This is a genomic window from Rhizobium sp. SG570 (assembly GCF_012275345.1).
Classification (GTDB): Bacteria; Pseudomonadota; Alphaproteobacteria; order Rhizobiales; family Rhizobiaceae; genus Rhizobium; species Rhizobium lusitanum.
Window position 1 is genome coordinate 176,691 of the sequence record NZ_JAAZQI010000007.1, and the last position, 18,064, is coordinate 194,754.

At 59.4% G+C, this 18,064-nt stretch carries 17 protein-coding genes and 3 pseudogenes; 10 read left to right on the plus strand and 10 right to left on the minus strand.

The annotated features are described in order from the left end of the window. The first annotated feature begins 220 nt into the window (after nucleotides 1–220). From FHT28_RS16300 to FHT28_RS16345, 10 genes are all read left to right on the plus strand, one after another. Entirely contained in the window at nucleotides 221–2,080 is a 1,860-nt protein-coding gene (locus FHT28_RS16300) for a glycoside hydrolase family 15 protein (RefSeq protein ID WP_168596749.1), read from the plus strand. 350 nt (nucleotides 2,081–2,430) lie between these two features. Beyond that, the gene (locus FHT28_RS16305) at nucleotides 2,431–3,357 is read left to right on the plus strand and encodes a DMT family transporter (RefSeq protein ID WP_246704871.1); all 927 of its coding nucleotides are present in this window, start codon (nucleotides 2,431–2,433) and stop codon (nucleotides 3,355–3,357) included. Between the two features lie 341 nt (nucleotides 3,358–3,698). After that, nucleotides 3,699–4,499, plus strand: coding sequence for a class I SAM-dependent methyltransferase (locus FHT28_RS16310; protein ID WP_234903991.1), 801 nt, complete (start codon nucleotides 3,699–3,701; stop codon nucleotides 4,497–4,499). 91 nt (nucleotides 4,500–4,590) lie between these two features. Continuing rightward, complete coding sequence (locus FHT28_RS16315; protein WP_168596751.1) at nucleotides 4,591–5,622, plus strand: prephenate dehydratase domain-containing protein; 1,032 nt, start codon at nucleotides 4,591–4,593, stop codon at nucleotides 5,620–5,622. Continuing rightward, nucleotides 5,619–7,046, plus strand: coding sequence for an FAD-linked oxidase C-terminal domain-containing protein (locus FHT28_RS16320; RefSeq protein ID WP_168596752.1), 1,428 nt, complete (start codon nucleotides 5,619–5,621; stop codon nucleotides 7,044–7,046). The genes FHT28_RS16315 and FHT28_RS16320 overlap by 4 nt, the downstream gene beginning before the upstream one ends. Before the next feature lie 36 nt (nucleotides 7,047–7,082). Continuing rightward, on the plus strand, nucleotides 7,083–8,303 hold the full coding sequence (locus FHT28_RS16325; protein WP_168596753.1) for an alpha-hydroxy acid oxidase: 1,221 nt from the start codon (nucleotides 7,083–7,085) through the stop codon (nucleotides 8,301–8,303). Then, on the plus strand, nucleotides 8,293–9,321 hold the full coding sequence (locus FHT28_RS16330; protein WP_234903989.1) for an ABC transporter substrate-binding protein: 1,029 nt from the start codon (nucleotides 8,293–8,295) through the stop codon (nucleotides 9,319–9,321). The genes FHT28_RS16325 and FHT28_RS16330 overlap by 11 nt, the downstream gene beginning before the upstream one ends. Continuing rightward, the gene (locus FHT28_RS16335; RefSeq protein WP_168596754.1) at nucleotides 9,318–10,250 is read left to right on the plus strand and encodes an ABC transporter permease; all 933 of its coding nucleotides are present in this window, start codon (nucleotides 9,318–9,320) and stop codon (nucleotides 10,248–10,250) included. Before FHT28_RS16330 ends, FHT28_RS16335 begins: the two co-directional genes overlap by 4 nt. After that, a complete protein-coding gene (locus tag FHT28_RS16340; RefSeq protein ID WP_168596830.1) occupies nucleotides 10,250–11,047 on the plus strand; it encodes an ATP-binding cassette domain-containing protein in 798 nt (265 codons plus the stop codon). The genes FHT28_RS16335 and FHT28_RS16340 overlap by 1 nt, the downstream gene beginning before the upstream one ends. Nucleotides 11,048–11,105: 58 nt before the next feature. Next, nucleotides 11,106–11,684: a MarR family transcriptional regulator gene (locus tag FHT28_RS16345; protein WP_168596755.1), complete on the plus strand. Its 579-nt coding sequence runs from the start codon at nucleotides 11,106–11,108 to the stop codon at nucleotides 11,682–11,684. 63 nt (nucleotides 11,685–11,747) lie between these two features. Here FHT28_RS16345 and FHT28_RS16350 read toward each other — a convergent pair whose 3' ends face one another. From FHT28_RS16350 to FHT28_RS16390, 10 genes and pseudogenes are all read right to left on the minus strand, one after another. Beyond that, entirely contained in the window at nucleotides 11,748–11,954 is a 207-nt protein-coding gene (locus FHT28_RS16350; RefSeq protein ID WP_168596660.1) for a hypothetical protein, read from the minus strand. Then, a pseudogene (locus FHT28_RS36205) lies at nucleotides 11,891–12,115 on the minus strand (hypothetical protein); the annotation flags it as partial. The gene FHT28_RS16350 and the pseudogene FHT28_RS36205, both read right to left, overlap by 64 nt. Nucleotides 12,116–12,492: 377 nt before the next feature. Further along, a complete protein-coding gene (locus FHT28_RS16360) occupies nucleotides 12,493–13,125 on the minus strand; it encodes a class I SAM-dependent methyltransferase (RefSeq protein ID WP_168596756.1) in 633 nt (210 codons plus the stop codon). Between the two features lie 105 nt (nucleotides 13,126–13,230). Continuing rightward, nucleotides 13,231–13,647, minus strand: coding sequence for a nuclear transport factor 2 family protein (locus tag FHT28_RS16365; protein WP_168596757.1), 417 nt, complete (start codon nucleotides 13,645–13,647; stop codon nucleotides 13,231–13,233). A gap of 49 nt (nucleotides 13,648–13,696) precedes the next feature. Then, entirely contained in the window at nucleotides 13,697–14,290 is a 594-nt protein-coding gene (locus FHT28_RS16370; RefSeq protein ID WP_168596758.1) for a malonic semialdehyde reductase, read from the minus strand. 64 nt (nucleotides 14,291–14,354) lie between these two features. Further along, the gene (locus FHT28_RS16375; RefSeq protein ID WP_168596746.1) at nucleotides 14,355–14,954 is read right to left on the minus strand and encodes an NAD(P)-binding domain-containing protein; all 600 of its coding nucleotides are present in this window, start codon (nucleotides 14,952–14,954) and stop codon (nucleotides 14,355–14,357) included. Nucleotides 14,955–15,032: 78 nt separating this feature from the next. After that, complete coding sequence (locus FHT28_RS16380) at nucleotides 15,033–15,767, minus strand: SDR family oxidoreductase (protein ID WP_168596747.1); 735 nt, start codon at nucleotides 15,765–15,767, stop codon at nucleotides 15,033–15,035. 673 nt (nucleotides 15,768–16,440) lie between these two features. Then, complete coding sequence (locus tag FHT28_RS16385) at nucleotides 16,441–17,340, minus strand: LysR family transcriptional regulator (RefSeq protein ID WP_168596759.1); 900 nt, start codon at nucleotides 17,338–17,340, stop codon at nucleotides 16,441–16,443. Between the two features lie 387 nt (nucleotides 17,341–17,727). Next, nucleotides 17,728–17,930, minus strand: a pseudogene (locus FHT28_RS36210) (NAD(P)H-dependent oxidoreductase); the annotation flags it as partial. Then, a pseudogene (locus FHT28_RS16390) lies at nucleotides 17,931–18,029 on the minus strand (NAD-dependent epimerase/dehydratase family protein); the annotation flags it as partial. Nucleotides 18,030–18,064: the final 35 nt, after the last annotated feature.

An 18,064-nucleotide genomic window follows, 5' to 3' on the forward strand; every position in this document is an offset into this window, starting at 1 on the left:
CTACAAGGTTGATGGACGATCGGGGAACAGTGGTACACTGACGCGGAAATGAACGTTCGACCCGGCTTCCTCGTATCAGCGCGCAGTTCCTGGGGTTTACCGACGCGAGCGCTTCTAAATTGCGATCGGCCCAAACGGCATTGGCGGTAGTGACGAAGAGCCAAGAAACCGAACAGGTTTTCTAAGGTTCCCAGAAACGCGCGGTTTGACGGAGTGTCACATGGATGTTCGAACAGAAGCCAATGCTTCGACCAGTATTTCGGCTACGGATCATGGGGTTCCTCGCCCCATCGCAGACCATGGAATAATTGGCGATCTCGCAACTCTGGCGCTCGTGGCCAAGGACGGTGCAATTGATTTCATGTGTTGGCCGAACTTCGACAGCCCGACAATCTTCGCAGCGCTTCTCGACCCAGAGCACGGCGGCGTCTTTGAACTGGCTCCCGACATCCCCGACGCACGGGTCGTGCAGCAATATCTCCCAGACACGAATGTGCTGCTCACACGCTGGATGGGCGAGCACGCAAGCGCTGAGCTGACTGACTTCATGGCCGTCAAAGATGGCAGCGCGGATGCGCCGACAACGGTTGCTAGGAGGCTGAAGGTCACTCGTGGCGAGGTGAGCTTCATCATGCGCTGCGCCCCGCGCTTTGACTACGCGCGGGAAACCGTGATCGCTCATGTTATAGGCAACGAGGCCGTGTGGCGGCCCGTCAAGGTAGATGGTATCCGCCTGACATCCAACATGCCTCTTACAAGCGACAGCGACAGCGACGGCGTTGGTGCCAGCGCTCGCCTGACAGCCGGCGAAACTGCTGATTTTCTACTCGCGGGTATCGACGATGACCCAATTAAGCTCCCCGAAATTCAGGACCTTGAGAAAGCGACAATTGAATATTGGCAAGATTGGGCGGCGCAATCATCTTACCGAGGCCGTTGGCGCGAAATGGTCACGCGGTCGGCCTTGACGCTCAAGCTCATGACTTCCCGTCGGCATGGATCCATTGTTGCGGCAGGAACTTTCGGCCTGCCGGAAACACCCGGCGGCACGCGCAACTGGGACTATCGCGCGACCTGGATTCGGGACGCGTCCTTTACTGTCTACGCCCTCATGCGCCTTGGCTACCAGCAGGAGGCCCAGGCGTTCACAACCTGGATCGGCAAGCGCGCGACGAAGTGCCAAGCGAATGGAAAGCTGGACATCATGTATGCGGTCGACGGAGGAAAGGTGCCCGACGAAATTGCCCTTGAACATCTCCGCGGCTACGGCGGTGCTCGTCCGGTCCGCATCGGTAACGATGCGGTGGGACAGGTCCAGCTTGATATCTACGGCGAGCTCATGGACGCGGTCTATCTCAGCAACAAATATGGCCATGCGATTTCTCACGACGCCTGGAATGGCGTGCGTGACGTCATCAACTACGTCTGTGATCATTGGGAAGAACCCGATGCGGGAATATGGGAGATGCGCCGCGAGCCTCAGCATTTCCTGCACTCGCGCTTGATGTGCTGGGTCGCGGTCGACAGGGCAATCAGGCTTGCGAGCAAACGATCACTCGCCGCCCCGTTCAATCGATGGATCGATGTCCGAGACCTGATCTATGAGGACATCTGGGCAAATTTCTGGAATGAGCAGAAAGGACATTTCGTACAGACTAGGGGCGGGCAAAGCCTTGACGCTTCCTTGCTGTTGATGCCGCTGGTGAGATTCGTGAGCGCCACCGACCCCCGATGGCTTTCCACTCTCGACGCAATCGGCGTGGCTCTGGTCGATGACGGTCTTGTTTATCGCTACAGGAGCGACGATGGATTACACGGACGGGAAGGCGCATTCTCCGCCTGTTCTTTCTGGTACGCGGAGTGTCTCGCGCGCGCCGGCGATGTTGCGAAAGCCCGACGCGTTTTCGAGGCGGTTCTCAACTATGCCAATCATCTCGGCCTCTACGCCGAGGAGTTCGATGCTCGCTCACATCTGTCAGGTAATTTCCCACAGGCCTTCACACATTTGGCGTTGATAAGTGCTGCTTATTATCTCGATCGTGAGCTGAACGGAAAAATGGCTCAGGAATGGCGACCTTGAACTTTTGACAGCCTGCCAACCGCTGGAGCGCAACCTTGCCATCAGCAATTTTTAGCGGCTGAAAAGCGTGCAGAAGCGCAGTCATGGGTCCGCCAACTATGTGTGATCGAAAGATGGCCGGGCCTGATGTTTCGAGGGCTCTGTTTCCGAAATCTTGCTGCTGCTCGATTGAGCGCCTCGACAGAAGCCATCGCCTTGCCCGCTTCGAATCCCGAAGGTCAGGCCGCGTGACGGCGGAGACCGCAGGGCCTCGCCAACCAATCGGAATGTTTGCAACAGAGCCGGCGGGACCAATATTATTTAATATTAATTGCATTTTGCAAGCAAATGATTGACATTATATGCCATGCTTGACGCACCGCGTTGAGGCCAAGCTATTACCTGGATCGCACTTGGGCCACGAAGGATGTGTGATGACCGCAACCCTCTTTCTCGCAACCGTGCTTTTCTGGGGTTCGGGCGCCATTGTGACATCCCTGCAGGCAAGTGCGTCCGCTCCCGAGTTGTCGGTGGCGATCCGGATGTTTCTTGTTGGGTTAGGCATGCTTGGGTTTTCGATCGCCACCCGCAAACCGATCACAATAGCCCGCAGCGACCGCCTTTGGGTGATGATGCAAGGCATATTATTTTTCGGACTTGCTTTTATCGCCTTCTACAAGGCGACCAAGGGTATCCCGAGTGGGATCGCAGCGCTGGTACTGTCGAGTTCTTCGCTGTTTGCGGCCATTGCCAGCCGTTTGCTGTTGAATCTGCGGATAAGCCGACGCACGACAATTGGCATAGTTTTTGGTCTGCTGGGTCTTGGCATTGTTGCCGCCCCACAGATCTTCGCACTGCATCTCAACCCGCAAACCGTAACGGGCTTCGTCTGGGCCGGCATTGCGGCGATGGCGACAGGTGCTGGGACGGCGATTGCTGCGCGTAACCAGCGGCGCGGCCTGCCGATCCCGGTGCTCATGGGTTGGGGCGCATTGTGTGGATCCGGCTTCGGGTTCGTCTGGGCTGTGGTTGTCGGCACGTCTCTAACAATACCGGTAACCGTCGGTTATCTGGCACAGCTTGCCTATCTGGCAATTGTCGCCTCTTGTGTCACGTTTCTCATGTATTTTACACTCATTGAGAAGGTCGGTCCTGCACGAGCGGCCTATGCGCTGACCGTCGTTCCGATTGTTGCCATAACGATTTCCGTTCTATTCGAGGGCCTGCACGTTGACACGCGTCTCGCGTTCGGCGGCGCGACAATTCTTCTTGGCAATATCCTGGTGCTCAACGCCTGAAGCTAAGCAATCAAGCCCACGTTCTGCGACGAGACCCGATCCTTGTTCGACCGCCGTCCTGACGGTCGAGGTGCCGTTTAACGGCGATCCGATCGCCGGTAAAGCGCCGGTCCAGTAAAGAATATCCCGCCAGATCGGTTGTTGGCTCCGGCAAAACTGCCTCCAACAAGATTATTGCACAAAGATTGTGCATGTATAAATTACTTGCAAATAGCAATTGATTTTCTATCAAGTCTGTGTTGTAGTTTTAATCATAAGAGGTAAGCGCGCATCGCGATTACCCGCAAAACTAGATTCTAGGGAGACGTTCGAACCGCAACAACTCTGGAAGGCATATGTTCATGTATATGTCCACGACACCGATCGAATCCGAAGTCGTCTTTTCCGGTCGCCGCTCGGCGACCTACCGCGATGCGCTCCATCTCTTTCCCGATGCTTGGCTTGACGATATTGCCGCCATGCGCAGTTTCCTGCACCCGATCGACGGTCGGCGCGTCCTGGAGATCGGTGCCGGCAATGGTCATTTCAGCCGGGCGATTGCCGAAGATATTGGCCCGACCGGCTTGTTGGTCGCGACCGATCCGTCAACCGAGCAGCTTGAGGATCTCGAAGTCGAAAGTGGCCGCCGGATCAAGGTCTTCGGTCAGGCAGCGCACATGCTCGACCTGCCGATCCGCGACTTTGACATGGCTTGGTCACGCGGCGCCGTGCACCATATTTTAGACAAGACCGCCGCCTGGAAGGCAATCGCAAGCCACGTCCGGCCCGGCGGCAAGCTGGTGATCGCCGACATCTTCGCCGGAACGCGGCTTGCCGCATATTTCGACGATTTCATCGCGCTGAGCTGCTGTACCGGCCACGAGGTTTCGTTTCTCTCGCGGGAATTTGCAACGAGCCTGTGCGCGCTGACCGGATGGGACAAACCTCAATTTACCGATGTCACCACCCGCTGGCGCTTCGACACCAAAGCAGATCTCGGGCATTTTTTGCGGTTGTTGTTCTCTGCAACCGAGATTTTCGACGACGACGACTGCCTTGTGGCAGCGGAACGCCATCTTGACGTCGTTTCCGACGGCAACGGCATCGCCCTGCTTTGGCCGATGACAGTGATGGAAACGACGCGGCTGCCACCCGCAAATTGATCATAGATGGCCGTTGACAGGCACCTAACGCGAGGCGGGACAAATCCGGCCGCGACACGACCTAACGTGTGCAAATTTTCGGAGATCGCCTATGACATTTACCGCCGCAAACTGTGGATCCACGGCCCCTCCCCCCGCGGCCTCTTTCGATCCAGATTCCAACCCAATGGTTCCGGACCTCAAGAAATTCAGCTCGGACACCACCGTCCATAGAGTTGGCTATAATGGTCGGCCGGGTGCATTTGCAGATGTTGCCTGCAGGATGGCGTTCCCATCCGCAGATCGCATCGCCATGCCGAGCTTGGAAACCACGATCGCCAGCATTGTCCGCGGCGACGTCGACCGGATCCTCCTGCCATGCGAAAACAGCCTGGTTGGGCGCGTGCCGGATGTGCATAGGATCGTGCCCGACAGTGGTTTGCATATCGTCGGCGAGCATTTTCAACGCGTCGAACATTGCCTCATGGCGCCAGCGGGGGCCACGCTTGCGAGTATCCGACGGGTCCGTTCGCATCCTGTGGCGCTTGGTCAAGTCAGCCGGCTTATTGCCGCGCTCGATCTCGAGGCCATTGCCGCTCCGACGACATCGCACGCCGCCGAGCTAGTGGCGTCTTGCGAAGATCCCAGCGAAGCCGCGATTGCTTCAGATCTCGCCGCCAAGCTCTATGGACTGCATATCCTCAAACGCAACGTCGAAGACGATCCGCATAATACGACACGGTTTTATGTGCTGTCTGCTGAACCTCAGGCCATCGAGCACAGAACACAGCTTCTGACGACAATCGTCTTCCGCACCCAGAACCGGCCGGGCTGCCTTTATCACGCCATCGCCGGATTTGCCGAAAACGGCATCAACATGACCAAGATCGAAAGCTATCTTGTCGGCGGTCAGTTCGTGCCGTCCCGTTTCCTCTGCGAATTCGAGGGCGATCCAGCCATGCCAGAGGTGGCCGTTGCGCTCGATATTCTCGCTCGCCATGCCCGCGAGTTGGTTGTGCTCGGCACATTCCCGATGGCCAGCCACCATCTGCGCAACCGCAGCGAGGAAAATCTCCGTCTTTGGGGAACCAAGCCTCCGGCTGCCTTTCGATGGTCCAATGGCCAACAGGAGAGCCTGAGATGACAGCCATGATCGGCCATAGCGGACACCAAAATGATCTCGCCGATGCCGCAATCGCGAAATTGAGGCTGCATTTTGGCGATCGGCTGACAACGGCGACGGCGGTGCGAGATCAGCATGGCCGTGACGTAAGCTGGCATCCCTCCTATCCGCCGGACGCGGTCGTTTTTCCCGAGACGGCTGATGAGGTATCGCGCATCGTGGCGACCTGCCACGCCCTTGACGTACCGGTGATCCCGTTTGGAACCGGCACGTCATGCGAGGGACATGTCGCCGCCCTCATGGGCGGAATATGTATTGATCTCTCACGGCTTGATCGAATTCTGACGGTTCAGCCGGACGACATGACCGCGACCGTCGAGGCAGGAGTGACTCGCAAGCGCCTCAACGCCGAATTACGTGACACCGGGCTGTTCTTCCCCGTCGATCCCGGCGCGGACGCCTCGCTTGGCGGGATGGCCTCAACGCGCGCCTCCGGTACGAATGCCATGCGCTATGGCACAATGAAAGACAACGTCATTTCACTCGGCGTTGTTCTACCCAATGGCGATCGGATCCGCACCGCAAGCCACGCTCGCAAGTCGGCTGCAGGATACGACCTGACACGGCTCTGGGTGGGATCCGAAGGCACACTCGGCATCGTGACCGACGTGACCGTCAAGCTGCATCCAATTCCAGACCACGTCGTTGCGATTTCGGCAAGCTTCTCGGCGCTGGAACAAGCGGTCGGTTTCGTGCTTGTTGCGACAAGGCTCACCGATACCCTGGCTCGCATCGAACTGCTCGACGAACTGCAGGTCGAGGCCGTCAATAGCTATTCAAAACTCTCTTTGCCGGTTGAGCCGACACTTTTTATCGAACTGCACGGCAGCCGCGGGGCAGTCGAGGCGGCTTTGCCCTTTATTGAGGACGAGGCGCATGCCGCCGGAGCCAGCCGGTTTGATACGGCCGTGTCGGCGGAGGCACGGGCCAAGCTTTGGCAGGCACGCCATGATATCTGGTGGGCCAACCTTGCGCTCCGCCCGGGCGCAAGCGCCCTCCCGACGGATAGTTGCGTGCCGGTATCGCGGCTTGTCGAGGCCATACTTGCCGCCAAGGCCGACGTGCGAGATCTTGGCCTTCTTGCACCAATCTGCGGTCATGTGGGCGACGGCAATTTTCATCTTTGCGTGCTTTTCGATCCCGCCGATCCCGATGAGCGCCAACGCGTCGAGGCACTAACCAAACGCCTTGCGTCCCGAGCTATTGCCCTCGAAGGGACGTCGACCGGCGAGCACGGGATCGGCCACGGCAAAATGGCAGCACTTGTCGCCGAGCATGGTCCGGCCATCCGGGTGATGGCCGCGATCAAACGGGCGATCGATCCTCACAACATCATGAATCCAGGCAAGATTTTCAATCTCGCCGAGGCGCCGCCTTTCAATTGAGCGAGATCCATAAATCAGGGAGGTAATAGAACATTCATGTCTAACCAGCATGGCCCGGCCTCGATCGCCGATTTCAGAATTGCAGCACAGCGCGCCTTGCCGAGAATGGTTTTTGATTTCTTCGACGGCGGGGCCGGCTCGGAGCTAACGCTGCTCGAAAACCGCGCGGCGCTCGACCGTATCCGTCTCGTCGGTTCAGCACCGGTCGATGTCAGTCTTCGCTCGGCTGCCATCACGCTCTTCGGCAAGCCGCTCGCAATGCCAGTCATCATCGGGCCAACCGGGCTAGCAGGCGCGGCCTGGCCCGCAGGCGATCAGGCGCTGGCTCGGGCTGCCGGGCGAGCGGGTATTCCCTTTGTCATGAGTTCGGCAGCCAGCGCGACCATGGAAGCGGTGGCAGCCGCCAGCGAAGGCAGAAAGTGGTTTCAGCTCTACCTGTTCCGTGATCGCGACGTAAGCCTCAGACTGCTCAAGCACGCCGAGGCGCTGGGCTTTGAAGCGGTTGAGATCACCGTAGATAACGCCATACCCGGCAGGCGGTTGCGAGATGCCCGCAATGGCTTTTCGCTACCCTTCCACTGGACGCCGAGAAAGCTCTTGAGCCTCCTCGCTCATCCCGCGTGGGCATTGCGAATGGCTCGTGCCGGCGCTCCGCGATTAGAGGTCATGGCGGCCGAATTCGACCTCAAATCCGCGGGAACGATCGCGGAGGTGATGGAGCAACAGCTCGACCCGAGCGTCTCTTGGGACGACATCGCCTTCATTCGCGATCGCTGGAAGGGGCCGTTGATCCTCAAGGGGTTGCTCAATCCACAGCAGGGAATCCGAGCAGCGGAACTTGGGCTTGACGGTATTGTGGTCAGCAATCACGGCGGCAGACAGCTCGATGGAGCGGTTGCGAGTATCGATATCCTACCAGAATTCGTGAGCGCCGTCGGGCGCAAGCTCGCGATTTTGGTCGACAGCGGCTTTCGAAGCGGCACCGATGTTGCCAAGGCGCTGGCGCTCGGGGCAACTGCTGTGCAGATCGGACGTGCGACACTCTATGCGTTGGCGACCGGCGGTGAGGAAGCTGTTTTCCAGGCTCTCGGCATCATTGCCGCTGAACTCGACGTCGCCCAGGCAATGACGGGCGCACCCGCCATTGCCGATCTACAACCTTCCAAGCTTCGATTTCCCCCAGTTCTGATGCGGCCTGAGCAAGTCTCGGCCCGAGAATCCGCATCGCTGCGGTCACAGTCGCCCTTTGCCGCCTGACCCGCCGTTCACAAAGCCCTTACGAGGAGATTGTCCGATGAACCGCAGAACCGCTTTATTGCATACCCTGGCCCTGTCGGCCTTTCTGCTGCCTTTGGCCACCGCTGTCGCCACGGCAGCAGACAAGACGGTGGCGCTGACCTACATCGTTGAACATCCCGCGATCGATGCCGCACGCAAGGGAATCATTGATGCGCTGGCCGACGCCGGCTTTGTCGACGGCAAGACCATCACGCTCGATGTTGCAAGCGCACAAGGCAGCATGCCGACGCAAATGCAAATCGCCAAGACTTTTGCGGGCAAATCACCGGACCTGATCGTCGCCATTTCGACACCATCGGCTCAGGCCTGTCAGGCCGCGGCGAAGGGGGCAATCCCGATTGTGTTTTCCGCTGTAACGGATCCTGTTGCAGCTAAATTGGTCAAAAGCTTTTCGCAGCCAGACGGCATGCTGACCGGCACCAGCGACAAGCAACCCCTAAACCTGACCTTTGAGTTGATCCGCAAGCTCACACCAACAGCAACGAGAGTTGGGGTCCTCTATAATGCTAGCGAGGCCAACTCGGTCGCACAGGTGGCAGACATGAAGGCCGAAGCGGCAAAGCTCGGCATGAGTATCGTCGAAGCGACGGCCGCACAGTCGGCAGCCGTGCCAGATGCCGCGCGCAGCCTCGTCGGCAAGGCCGACGTCATCCTGCTCCCGACCGACAGTACGGTGGTTTCGGCTGTCGAAAGCGTGGTCAAGGTCGGCGTCGATGCGAAGATCCCGATCTATGCCAGCGACACCAATTCCGTCGAACGCGGAGCAATGGCTGCGCTTGGGTTTAATTACTACAAGCTGGGCCGGCTCACCGGTGAGATCGCAGCGAAGGTCCTGAATGGCGCAAAGCCCGCCAACATCCCCGTCGGCACGCTCGACAGCGAGGATCTATACCTGAACAGCGCATCGGCGAAGAAGATGGGAGTAAGCTTGTCCGAGACGGTGACGCAAGGGGCCGCAAAGGTGGTCGCACAATGAGCCTCATCGCCCTTTCCGGAGCCTGCGAGGCAGGCCTGTTGTTTGGCCTCGTTGCCCTTGGCGTCTATCTCTCGTTCCGGGTGCTCGACTTTCCGGATCTGACCGTCGATGGTAGCTTCCCGCTCGGCGCATCGGTCGCGGCTTCGGCGATCATGGCCGGCGTTCCGCCGATCGTCGCAACGCTCCTTGGATTTGCCGCGGGTGCCCTTGCGGGCTTCGTGACGGCGCTCCTGTCGGTTCGATTGAAGATCATGAACCTGCTCGCCGGAATCCTGACCATGGTCGCACTGTTTTCGATCAACCTGCGCGTCATGGGCAAACCGAATATATCGCTTTATGGCATCGACACGATATTCACCTGGATCGATGGGATCGCTGCACTCGGGGTCTGGGCCAATACGGTGCTGCTTCTCTGCATCGTATCGGCCGCAAAGATTTCCGTCGATTGGTTCCTTGCCACCCAGGTCGGGCTAGCCGTGCGCGCGACAGGCGCCAACCCGACGATGGCCGAGGCGCAGGCGGTCGACAATGGCGGCATGGTCATGCTCGGCATGGCGTTCGCCAATGGCCTCGTCGGCCTTGCAGGAGCGCTTTATGCCGAAAGCCAGGGCGTTGCCGATGTCTCGATGGGTATCGGCACGATCGTCACCGGTCTTGCCGCTTTGATTATCGGCGAGACCGTTGTAGGTGCCGGATCGGTCGCGCGGGCCACGCTCGGCTGTATTCTCGGTGCGTTGATCTACCGGCTTGTCATCGCGCTGGCGCTGGATGGCGGCGTGATCGGGATCCAGGCACAAGATCTCAATCTGGTGACCGCAGTCGTGGTCGCCGCCGCCGTGATGGTTTCAAAAGCTCGGCTGAAGAAGCGACTCCCAATCAGGCGCACCCGCGTGCCGGAGCCATCGAAAGCAGAAGGAACAGCCTCGTGATGTTGAACCTCGATACGATCTCCGTCACATTCAATCCTGGGACGGCTCTCGAAGTGACCGCGCTGCGTGGCGTATCGCTAGCCATCCCCCAGGGGCAGTTCGTAACCGTGATCGGCAGCAATGGCGCCGGAAAGTCGACTCTGCTTTCGGCCATTGCTGGCGCAATGGCGCCTGATCGAGGCCTGATCGCCGTCGATGGCGTCGACATCACACGGTTGTCCACCCGGATGCGGGCCCGATTTATCGGCCGTGTATTCCAGGATCCTCGGATCGGAACCTGCGAAACCCTCACCGTCGAGGAAAACCTTGCGCTTGCCTCCGCACGTGCCGGACGACGCGGACTGTCACTTGCGCTCGCCGGGCGGATAGGGCGTGTGCGGTTCGAAGAACAGCTCGCCGGGCTTGGTCTCGGACTTGAGACGAAGCTCAGGGCGCGGATCGGCACGCTTTCCGGCGGCCAGCGACAGGCGGTGAGTCTGCTGATGGCGACCTTGCTGCCGATGAAGCTGCTTCTTCTCGACGAACACACGGCGGCTCTGGATCCCAAGGCGGCGTCACGGATACTGGCGCTCTCGGCGGAGATCAGCGAACGCCAACGACTGACGACACTGATGGTCACGCATAGCATGCGCCATGCCCTGGACTACGGCCAACGCACCATCATGATGTGCGGTGGACGCATCGTGCTCGATGTCGCAGGCAACGAGCGGGCTGGCTACGATGTGCCCGATCTGATCGCCTTGTTCGGAGCGGTTAGTGGCGGTGAGGTTGCCGAAGATCGGCTTCTGCTCGCTTGATTGGCACCGCGACCGCCAATCGCTTGTTTTCAGAACCATGTTGGATTATATCTGCACAATGCAATTAAAAGACAACCAAAACGAAAGCAGAGTGGTGGAGGAGCGCGAGGATGGGAGGGCTGTCAAGCCTTCGTTTCGGCTTGACCGCTGGATACCCTACCGCATGTTCCTCGTGGCGAGCAGTACTGCGGAATTGCTTGCCTCCTATTACGGGCCACGCTACGGCCTATCGCAGGCGTCTTGGCGGATTCTCGCCATTGCTGGTGGGCGTCCTGGGCTTTCGAGCAAGGAAATTTGCCATGCCGGCGCGCTCGATCAGTTTGCAGTCAGTCGCGGCATTGCCCAACTGGTCACGCTCGGTTTTGCCCGGCGCAATGCGGGCGTGGGAGACCGTCGGTTCTCGGCGGTAGAATTGACGTCTGATGGTTACAAGGTGCTGGAGGAGATCGTCGTCATCGGTCAGGCGATGGAAGCACGCATCCTCGAGAGCCTGTCGGACGCCGAGCGCGAAAGCCTCCACTCGATGCTCGATCGGATCGAAGATGCATGTGCCGGCGCAGTCGCTCGCGGCTGGCAGGCTGTTGCTGGCGACGCCAATTCGGCAAGATTGGTCCCGGAATTCACTTCGTCCGAGTAGGCATCGCAGAACTTCTGCGTCGCGATCCATCCGGCAGGTCCCTATCGTCGTCGCATGCTGATTCTATGGCGGGCCACGCTGGTTAAAGGTATCGAGGCGGCCGTCTACAATCGTTCGCATCTGCGCTGCCCGCACCACGCCGAATGCACCATTGGTCGGCGGCGACGGGAGCGAAAGATCGTCCAGGCCGTGCGAGAGCACTGAGATCAGATCATCTGATGGCCCTGGCGGCGGCTGCCGTCGGAATACCTGCCGGCGCGGTGAACGCATGAAATCTGCTCTCCCCAGCCGTTCGTCCTTTGCGCTGATTTTGAGGGCCATATGATCATGCGGTAGATTCGGAAACACCCGCGTCTCACCGGACGGATCAGCTGTTTCAGCTTGCTGTGATCTGCTTCGACGACATTGTTCAGATATTTGACCTGCCGATGCAAATCAAAGGACTCAAGCTCATGCCGCTCTACGCAAGGGCCAGGCTGCAATTTTCAACCTGACGGGCGACGTGTGTGGAGAAGCACACATCGTTGAACGGGATTTCAGCATTGGACCGAGCGCCTTGACAGAAGCCATCGCCCTGCTCGCTTCGAATTCCGGAGGTCAGGCCGCGTGACGGCGGAGAACGCAGGACCTCGCCAACCAATCGGAATGTTTGCAACAGAGCCGTTTCGAGCGAGCATGACTGCCAGACCTAGCCGAATACCGATCGGTCTCTTCCACACTCGCCCGCCGCGCCTGCGCCGACAGGTCGGGAGGCCTCAAGCATTCGTTCGCGCGCACGCAGGTGGCGCCCGTCGCCACCCGCATCCTGTCAGGGCTTTACGAACCGATAGGCGAAGCGATCGGTCTTGCCCTTGATCGAGGGATCGAACACCTTTATCCAGTGCAGATCGTCGCTGTTTGCGAGCAAGGTGCTTTCCGCGTCCAGCACGAAGCCGGCCGCGTCCACCTCTTGGCGAACGGATACAGGCTCAATCCGGTGCAGCGACTGAGCGTCGCTCGTGCCCGCCCCTGCGGCGGCAGCATGGTCGACGATGACGTAGGACCCACCGGGCTTCAGTACCTTGTAGACGGCTCGATTGAAATCGGCAGCCGTCGCGCCCTTCTTCTGGATCAGCGCGGTGTGGAGATCGTGGTAGAACAAGTGCAACCACAGGACATCCGCTGGCTGCGTGACCTCCGGCATCGCCACGAGGTCGGCCGAGACGGCTTGGATATTCTGTCGGCCCGGCTCTTTCGCAAGCGTCCGCATGTTGCCGACCTGATCGTTCTTTAAGTCGGCGATTTCGGTTGGCACGAAGCTGAAGACCCGCCCTTTGGATCCCACGACGTCGGAGAACAGGCGGGTCCAGTCGCCGTCGCCCGGGTAAACGTCGATGACGGTGGAGCCCGCATTTACGCGTGCAAACCGGATCAATTCGGATAGTTTGGATTGGGCGTACATCGGGATCTCCGTTTCGGTTGGGTATTCGACAAGCACGGCGTGCGTGGCGGCAATCCATGGCTCATTCACCGTCGACCCCGCACCGAGGGCCGCAGACAGCAAACGCTACGCCGGCGCGGACGCGTCCATCTCGGAGGCCTGCGCCAGTGCTTGGGTGTCGATATACTCCCGGATCTTCGTCACCTTGCCGTTTTGAACGGTAATGGCGAAGACCCAGTCGTCCTTGAACGCCCTATTCGTGGCTTTGATTTTCCCCGTGGCGACGCCGACGACCATAACCCGGTCTCCCTGCGCGACGAATTCGGGGGGCTCTGGGTATGTCATTTCTATCTCTTCGGAGGCCTTCTGAAGCACAACCGCCAATCCCGCATGCCCGCGGTGCGTGCCGGCCAGCGGCCAGTCCTCGCCCGGAATGATCCACTCAATATCTTCGGCAACCAACGCGAGCAGACCTTGCTTGTCGCCGCTTCCCATTGCCGCAAAGAAATCCTTCACAATCTGGGTATTCTCTTCGATGCTCATAAAAACTTCTCCATTCCTCGGATCGGATCGTGTCCGATCTATTCCATGGTTAGGCCCAGCGACCGGCCTCCTCAAAACTAAGGCGAGAATTACGCGGAAACACGGAAGCTGGATCGCCGTAGCCAATGCTGCAGATAAAGTTCGACTGGATTCGCGTGCCGGAGAAAAAGACCTTGTCCACGCTAGCGTTGTCGAAGCCCGACATGGGGCCGCAGTCCAGTCCCAACGCCCGCGCCGCGACGATGAGGTAAGCGCCTTGCAGCGTTCCGTTCCGCATCGCCGTCACCTCGGCCAAGCCCGGCGCCGCAAAGTACTGCTGCATGGCCTCGGCAGCGTGAGGCAAAAGCTTTGGGAGCTCGGCGGCGAAATCCAAATCGTGGCCAATGATGACGGTGACCGGGGCCTGTAGAATTTTCAGCTTATTCGGTTCCGCAGCCAGTCCGGCGAGCGTTGTCTTTCCGTCGGCGCTACGCACCCAGACCAAACGCGCGGGGCTGCTATTCGCAGAAGTCGGCCCCCATTTCATGAGGTCATAGATCGCGCGAACGGTGGGGTCTTCCACGAGACGGTCGGCCCAGCCGTTAAAGGTGCGAGCGGAACGAAAGATCTGATCGAGCGAGTGGTCGGGTAACGCGGCGGTCATGGATAGCTCACTTTCTGATTAGATGCAGATCAGGTAATCGCGGCCACATCGGCGATCCCGCTCATCAATCGAACTTGACCAAGTCCTTGAAGATCAGCTGCCCCCAGCTCTTTCCGCGCGCCTGCACGAGCAGACCACCTTCCGAAAGCCCGCCAAGTTTGATCGGCGCGAAACCGAGATTTTCCGCGAGCGCACCAATCTCGTCTGCGGCAGCGTCATCGTCGCTCGCGAGAAACACGACTCTCCTGCCACCATGCACGGCTGGATCTTGGGCAAGGGAGGCAGCACCCAAATGGTTGAAGCCCTTGACCAGTCTCGCGCCAGTGAAGGCGTGCGCGACGAACTTGGACGAAGGTTGTCCCCCCAGTTCCTCAGGGGGCACGCCGTAGGCGTTGGTCACATCGATGATCGTCTTCCCCTTCCATGTGGGAAGCGCCTTCGCGACATCCGGAAGCGACTCGAAACGGACAGCCAAGAAAAGGATATCCGCCTTGACGGCCTCGGCGAGTGTCTTGGGAATGATTGTGGGTCCGATCGCTGCCGCGGCAGAGGCAAAGCTCTCCGGGTCGCGCGTGGTTGCGACCGATACTTCGATGCCCTTGCGGGCAAACGCCTTGGCCAGGGCCTGGCCGATATTGCCGAAGCCGATAATTGCGTAGCTCATATCTATTCTCCTTGGATTTATCACGTCCCACGGCGCTCAGTACGATTAATAGAGCGCCGAAGGTCGTGGCATGGTGCGTCAGAGCTGTGCCAGGCCGCCGTCGACGGCGACTTCGCTGGCGGTCATGAAGCTGCTGTCCGGCGACGCGAGAAAGGCGGCCACGGCCCCGATCTCTGCCGGATCGCCCATGCGCTGGAGCGGAGTCATCGCGCCGTAGGCCTTCTGACCCTCCTCGCCCAGCGCCTCCTTCGCGAGTTCGGTCGCCGTCGCCCCGGGCGACAGCACGTTTATCCGGATGCCGGTGCCCTTCAGGTCCTCGGCCCAGGTCCGCGCGAGGTTGCGCACCGCCGCCTTGCTTGCGCTGTAGGCAGTGAATCCCGGAGCGCCCGTGGTGCCGGCGCTCGAGCCGGTCAGGATGATCGACCCACCCTTGCCCATCAGCGGCAGCGCCTTCTGGACCGTGAAGATCGTACCCTTCACATTGGTGTCGAAAGTTTCGTCGATGTGCTTGGCGGTGATCTTACCGAGCGGAAGCGGGCTTCCCGCACCGGCATTGGCGAAGACGATGTCGAGCGTTCCGCGCTCTGCCTTCACCGCCGCGTAGAGGCGATCAAGGTCAGCCTCATCCGAAACCGAGCCCTTCACCGCGCGGGCATTGGGTCCGAGCTCGGCCACCGCGGCGTCGAGCGCTTCCTGCCGGCGGCCGTAGATGAAGACGAAGGCGCCCTCCTCGATGAAGCGTTTTGCGGCAGCGCGGCCGATACCGGTAGCACCACCGGTGATCACGGCGGTCTTTCCATTCAGTCTAGTCATGTCCTGCATCCTTCGTTGGATTTTGTGCGGAAGCAGGGATCTGTTTCCACTTGCGCTTGATCCATTGACTTGGGGCGCCGGAGCCAAAAGAAAACTAATGAAGTTTAGACAATCTTGGTATACGAATCAGATGATGTGCGCGGTCGACATCGATCAGCCCTTGATCTCAGTACGTTACGTGCCACCACACGTTGGCTCACCCAGCTCCGCTGAAGCCGTTTTCTTTTTCAGCACCCGCCACTGATCTGTTCGGGTCCCTGTAACTCCGAGCTGAACCTTGCCCTGTTCGATGTCGATACGCTGGCGCAGTGGTGAACGCTATACGAGACGGTGACGCTGCGACGCTGGAAAGCTATTGGACACGGTGCTGCCCGCACCTGTGGCGCAATCAGGAGAGAGCGTCTGAATGACCGACAACCTGCATGACGGGGGCGACTGAACGAGTCGTTCCGCCTGATGACGGCACGCACTATAGGCAAGGCGTCGCCTAGCAGACGGGGCGGCTTAAGCCGGCCTAATCCAGAAACCGGGTTGCACCGGGCGACGAAGGAACGAGTCCAGACTTGAACGCGACGGGCTTGATAGGTGGATTTTGAGGGTCTCGGGTGTGCGTGCGCCGACGGCGAGCGTGAGGGCAAGATCGAACCGACCCGCAATGCTTCATTCCTAGCCTTCACTTGCCAACGCTCGCCACGGAGGTCAGGTAATTCAGAATCCACCGTCCAGCTGGTCCGAGGCTGTGCTCCGAGTTGTAGGCGGCGCCAAGTACCAACGCTTTGAGGGGGTCAGAGCCCCCCGGTTGAATGACGGTCAATCTACCGTCTTTGATTTCGTCCTCTACCATGTGCGTCGGCATATTTCCCCAACCCAGCCCTGCGAGCAGCATCGATTTTTTGGCACCAAGATCGGCCAAGCGCCAAGTTCGACTGGAAAGCACGCCCCAATCTTTCCCAGCCGTCAAAGTTGACGCGTCCGTCAGCACAAGTTGAACATGCTGGCGGAGCAGGTGGGGCTCGATAATGCCCTGTATGGTCGCAAGGGGATGGAATGGAGAGACCACTGGGCAGAAATGAATGGTGGTGAGCGGCGTAAGGCGGAGCGCCGTGAGTTGAGCAATGTTGCTCGGCAGCAATCCGATGGTGCATGTCCCGTCGATCACCAGGTTCGCAGCGGCACCCAGTGACGCGACGTAGAGGCGCGGCGGTACTGTCGGGAATTGTTCGGTGAAGGCCCGAAGCGCATCAAATATCTGAGGAATCGGATAAAGCGCGTCGAGCACGATTCTCAACTCGGCTTCTAGGCCGCTGGCTAGGCCGCGTGCTTGTTCGCGGAACGCTCCCGCTTCTTCAGCAATACGACGCGCTCGGGTCACTAGTGCGCAGCCGGCCGGTGTGAGTACCGAGCGATAGGCCGAACGATCGAACAGCGGCACGCCGATTTCAGCCTCCAGCTTTCGGATCGCGTAGGTAACTGCCGACTGAGCCCGCCGCAGCGATTTTGCCGCTTTCGGGAAGCTGCCCTCGTCAACGACCGACAGAAAAACCCTGATCTGATCGAGGGTTAGAGTATCCATGATCTAATCCATATATCAAGATTGTATAAACTTAGCCGCTTTTTCCAACGATCGCCAGTGCTTAACTCTGCCGGGAAACGGGGTGTGAGAAGGCAATAACCAGAATGGGCGCATGATCAAACCGATCGGGAACGGGAAAACCAGTTTGGCTCTGTGAGCCTGCAAGCTCGGGATTAAGATTTGGACCCGCTCCGCAGATCACCATACCGGCCGGCGGCTTTTGGAAGCGCCGCAACGAAAGGCCTGACAGAAGACCGCACTCGATCACATGCACAAAAGGTCAGCAACTTCTTGCAAAACGGGCGGCAACCACAGAAGTACCAAACACCATGAACTGAGTTGCGTATGTTGCCTTGATTTACTGTGACGTCACCCTGAGCCTGCTGCCTCGACCGCCCGCGCTGCTCCGGTCCCGCCGTAACCGATTGCCGTGAACGGCTTCGGCCCCCACTCCCTGAACGCTCGGGTACGCTTGGTCGAGCGCATTGTTCAGCACACCGGTGACGGAGTGATTGTACTCGGCCACCACGAATACGACACCGCGCGAGCGTTTCCTACCAGCGCAACGCCTCGGCGTTCTTACTTGGTACCGACCGGGCTTGGCCGGTCACCTCGTGGCCAGCTGCGATCAAGTCAGGGATTACGTACGAACCAACGTGACCGGTCGCGCCAGTAACGAAAACACGCATGCTATTTCTCCTTGAGGATGTGACTGGCTGTGGCG

Coding starts and splice junctions, on each gene's coding strand:
- FHT28_RS16300 (WP_168596749.1), top strand. CDS start 221: ATGGATGTTCGAACAGAAGCCAATGCTTCGACCAGTATTTCGGCTACG.
- FHT28_RS16310 (WP_234903991.1), top strand. CDS start 3,699: ATGTATATGTCCACGACACCGATCGAATCCGAAGTCGTCTTTTCCGGT.
- FHT28_RS16315 (WP_168596751.1), top strand. CDS start 4,591: ATGACATTTACCGCCGCAAACTGTGGATCCACGGCCCCTCCCCCCGCG.
- FHT28_RS16320 (WP_168596752.1), top strand. CDS start 5,619: ATGACAGCCATGATCGGCCATAGCGGACACCAAAATGATCTCGCCGAT.
- FHT28_RS16325 (WP_168596753.1), top strand. CDS start 7,083: ATGTCTAACCAGCATGGCCCGGCCTCGATCGCCGATTTCAGAATTGCA.
- FHT28_RS16335 (WP_168596754.1), top strand. CDS start 9,318: ATGAGCCTCATCGCCCTTTCCGGAGCCTGCGAGGCAGGCCTGTTGTTT.
- FHT28_RS16340 (WP_168596830.1), top strand. CDS start 10,250: ATGTTGAACCTCGATACGATCTCCGTCACATTCAATCCTGGGACGGCT.
- FHT28_RS16345 (WP_168596755.1), top strand. CDS start 11,106: ATGCAATTAAAAGACAACCAAAACGAAAGCAGAGTGGTGGAGGAGCGC.
- FHT28_RS16350 (WP_168596660.1), bottom strand. CDS start 11,954: ATGCGTTCACCGCGCCGGCAGGTATTCCGACGGCAGCCGCCGCCAGGG.
- FHT28_RS16360 (WP_168596756.1), bottom strand. CDS start 13,125: ATGTACGCCCAATCCAAACTATCCGAATTGATCCGGTTTGCACGCGTA.
- FHT28_RS16365 (WP_168596757.1), bottom strand. CDS start 13,647: ATGAGCATCGAAGAGAATACCCAGATTGTGAAGGATTTCTTTGCGGCA.
- FHT28_RS16370 (WP_168596758.1), bottom strand. CDS start 14,290: ATGACCGCCGCGTTACCCGACCACTCGCTCGATCAGATCTTTCGTTCC.
- FHT28_RS16375 (WP_168596746.1), bottom strand. CDS start 14,954: ATGAGCTACGCAATTATCGGCTTCGGCAATATCGGCCAGGCCCTGGCC.
- FHT28_RS16380 (WP_168596747.1), bottom strand. CDS start 15,767: ATGACTAGACTGAATGGAAAGACCGCCGTGATCACCGGTGGTGCTACC.
- FHT28_RS16385 (WP_168596759.1), bottom strand. CDS start 17,340: ATGGATACTCTAACCCTCGATCAGATCAGGGTTTTTCTGTCGGTCGTT.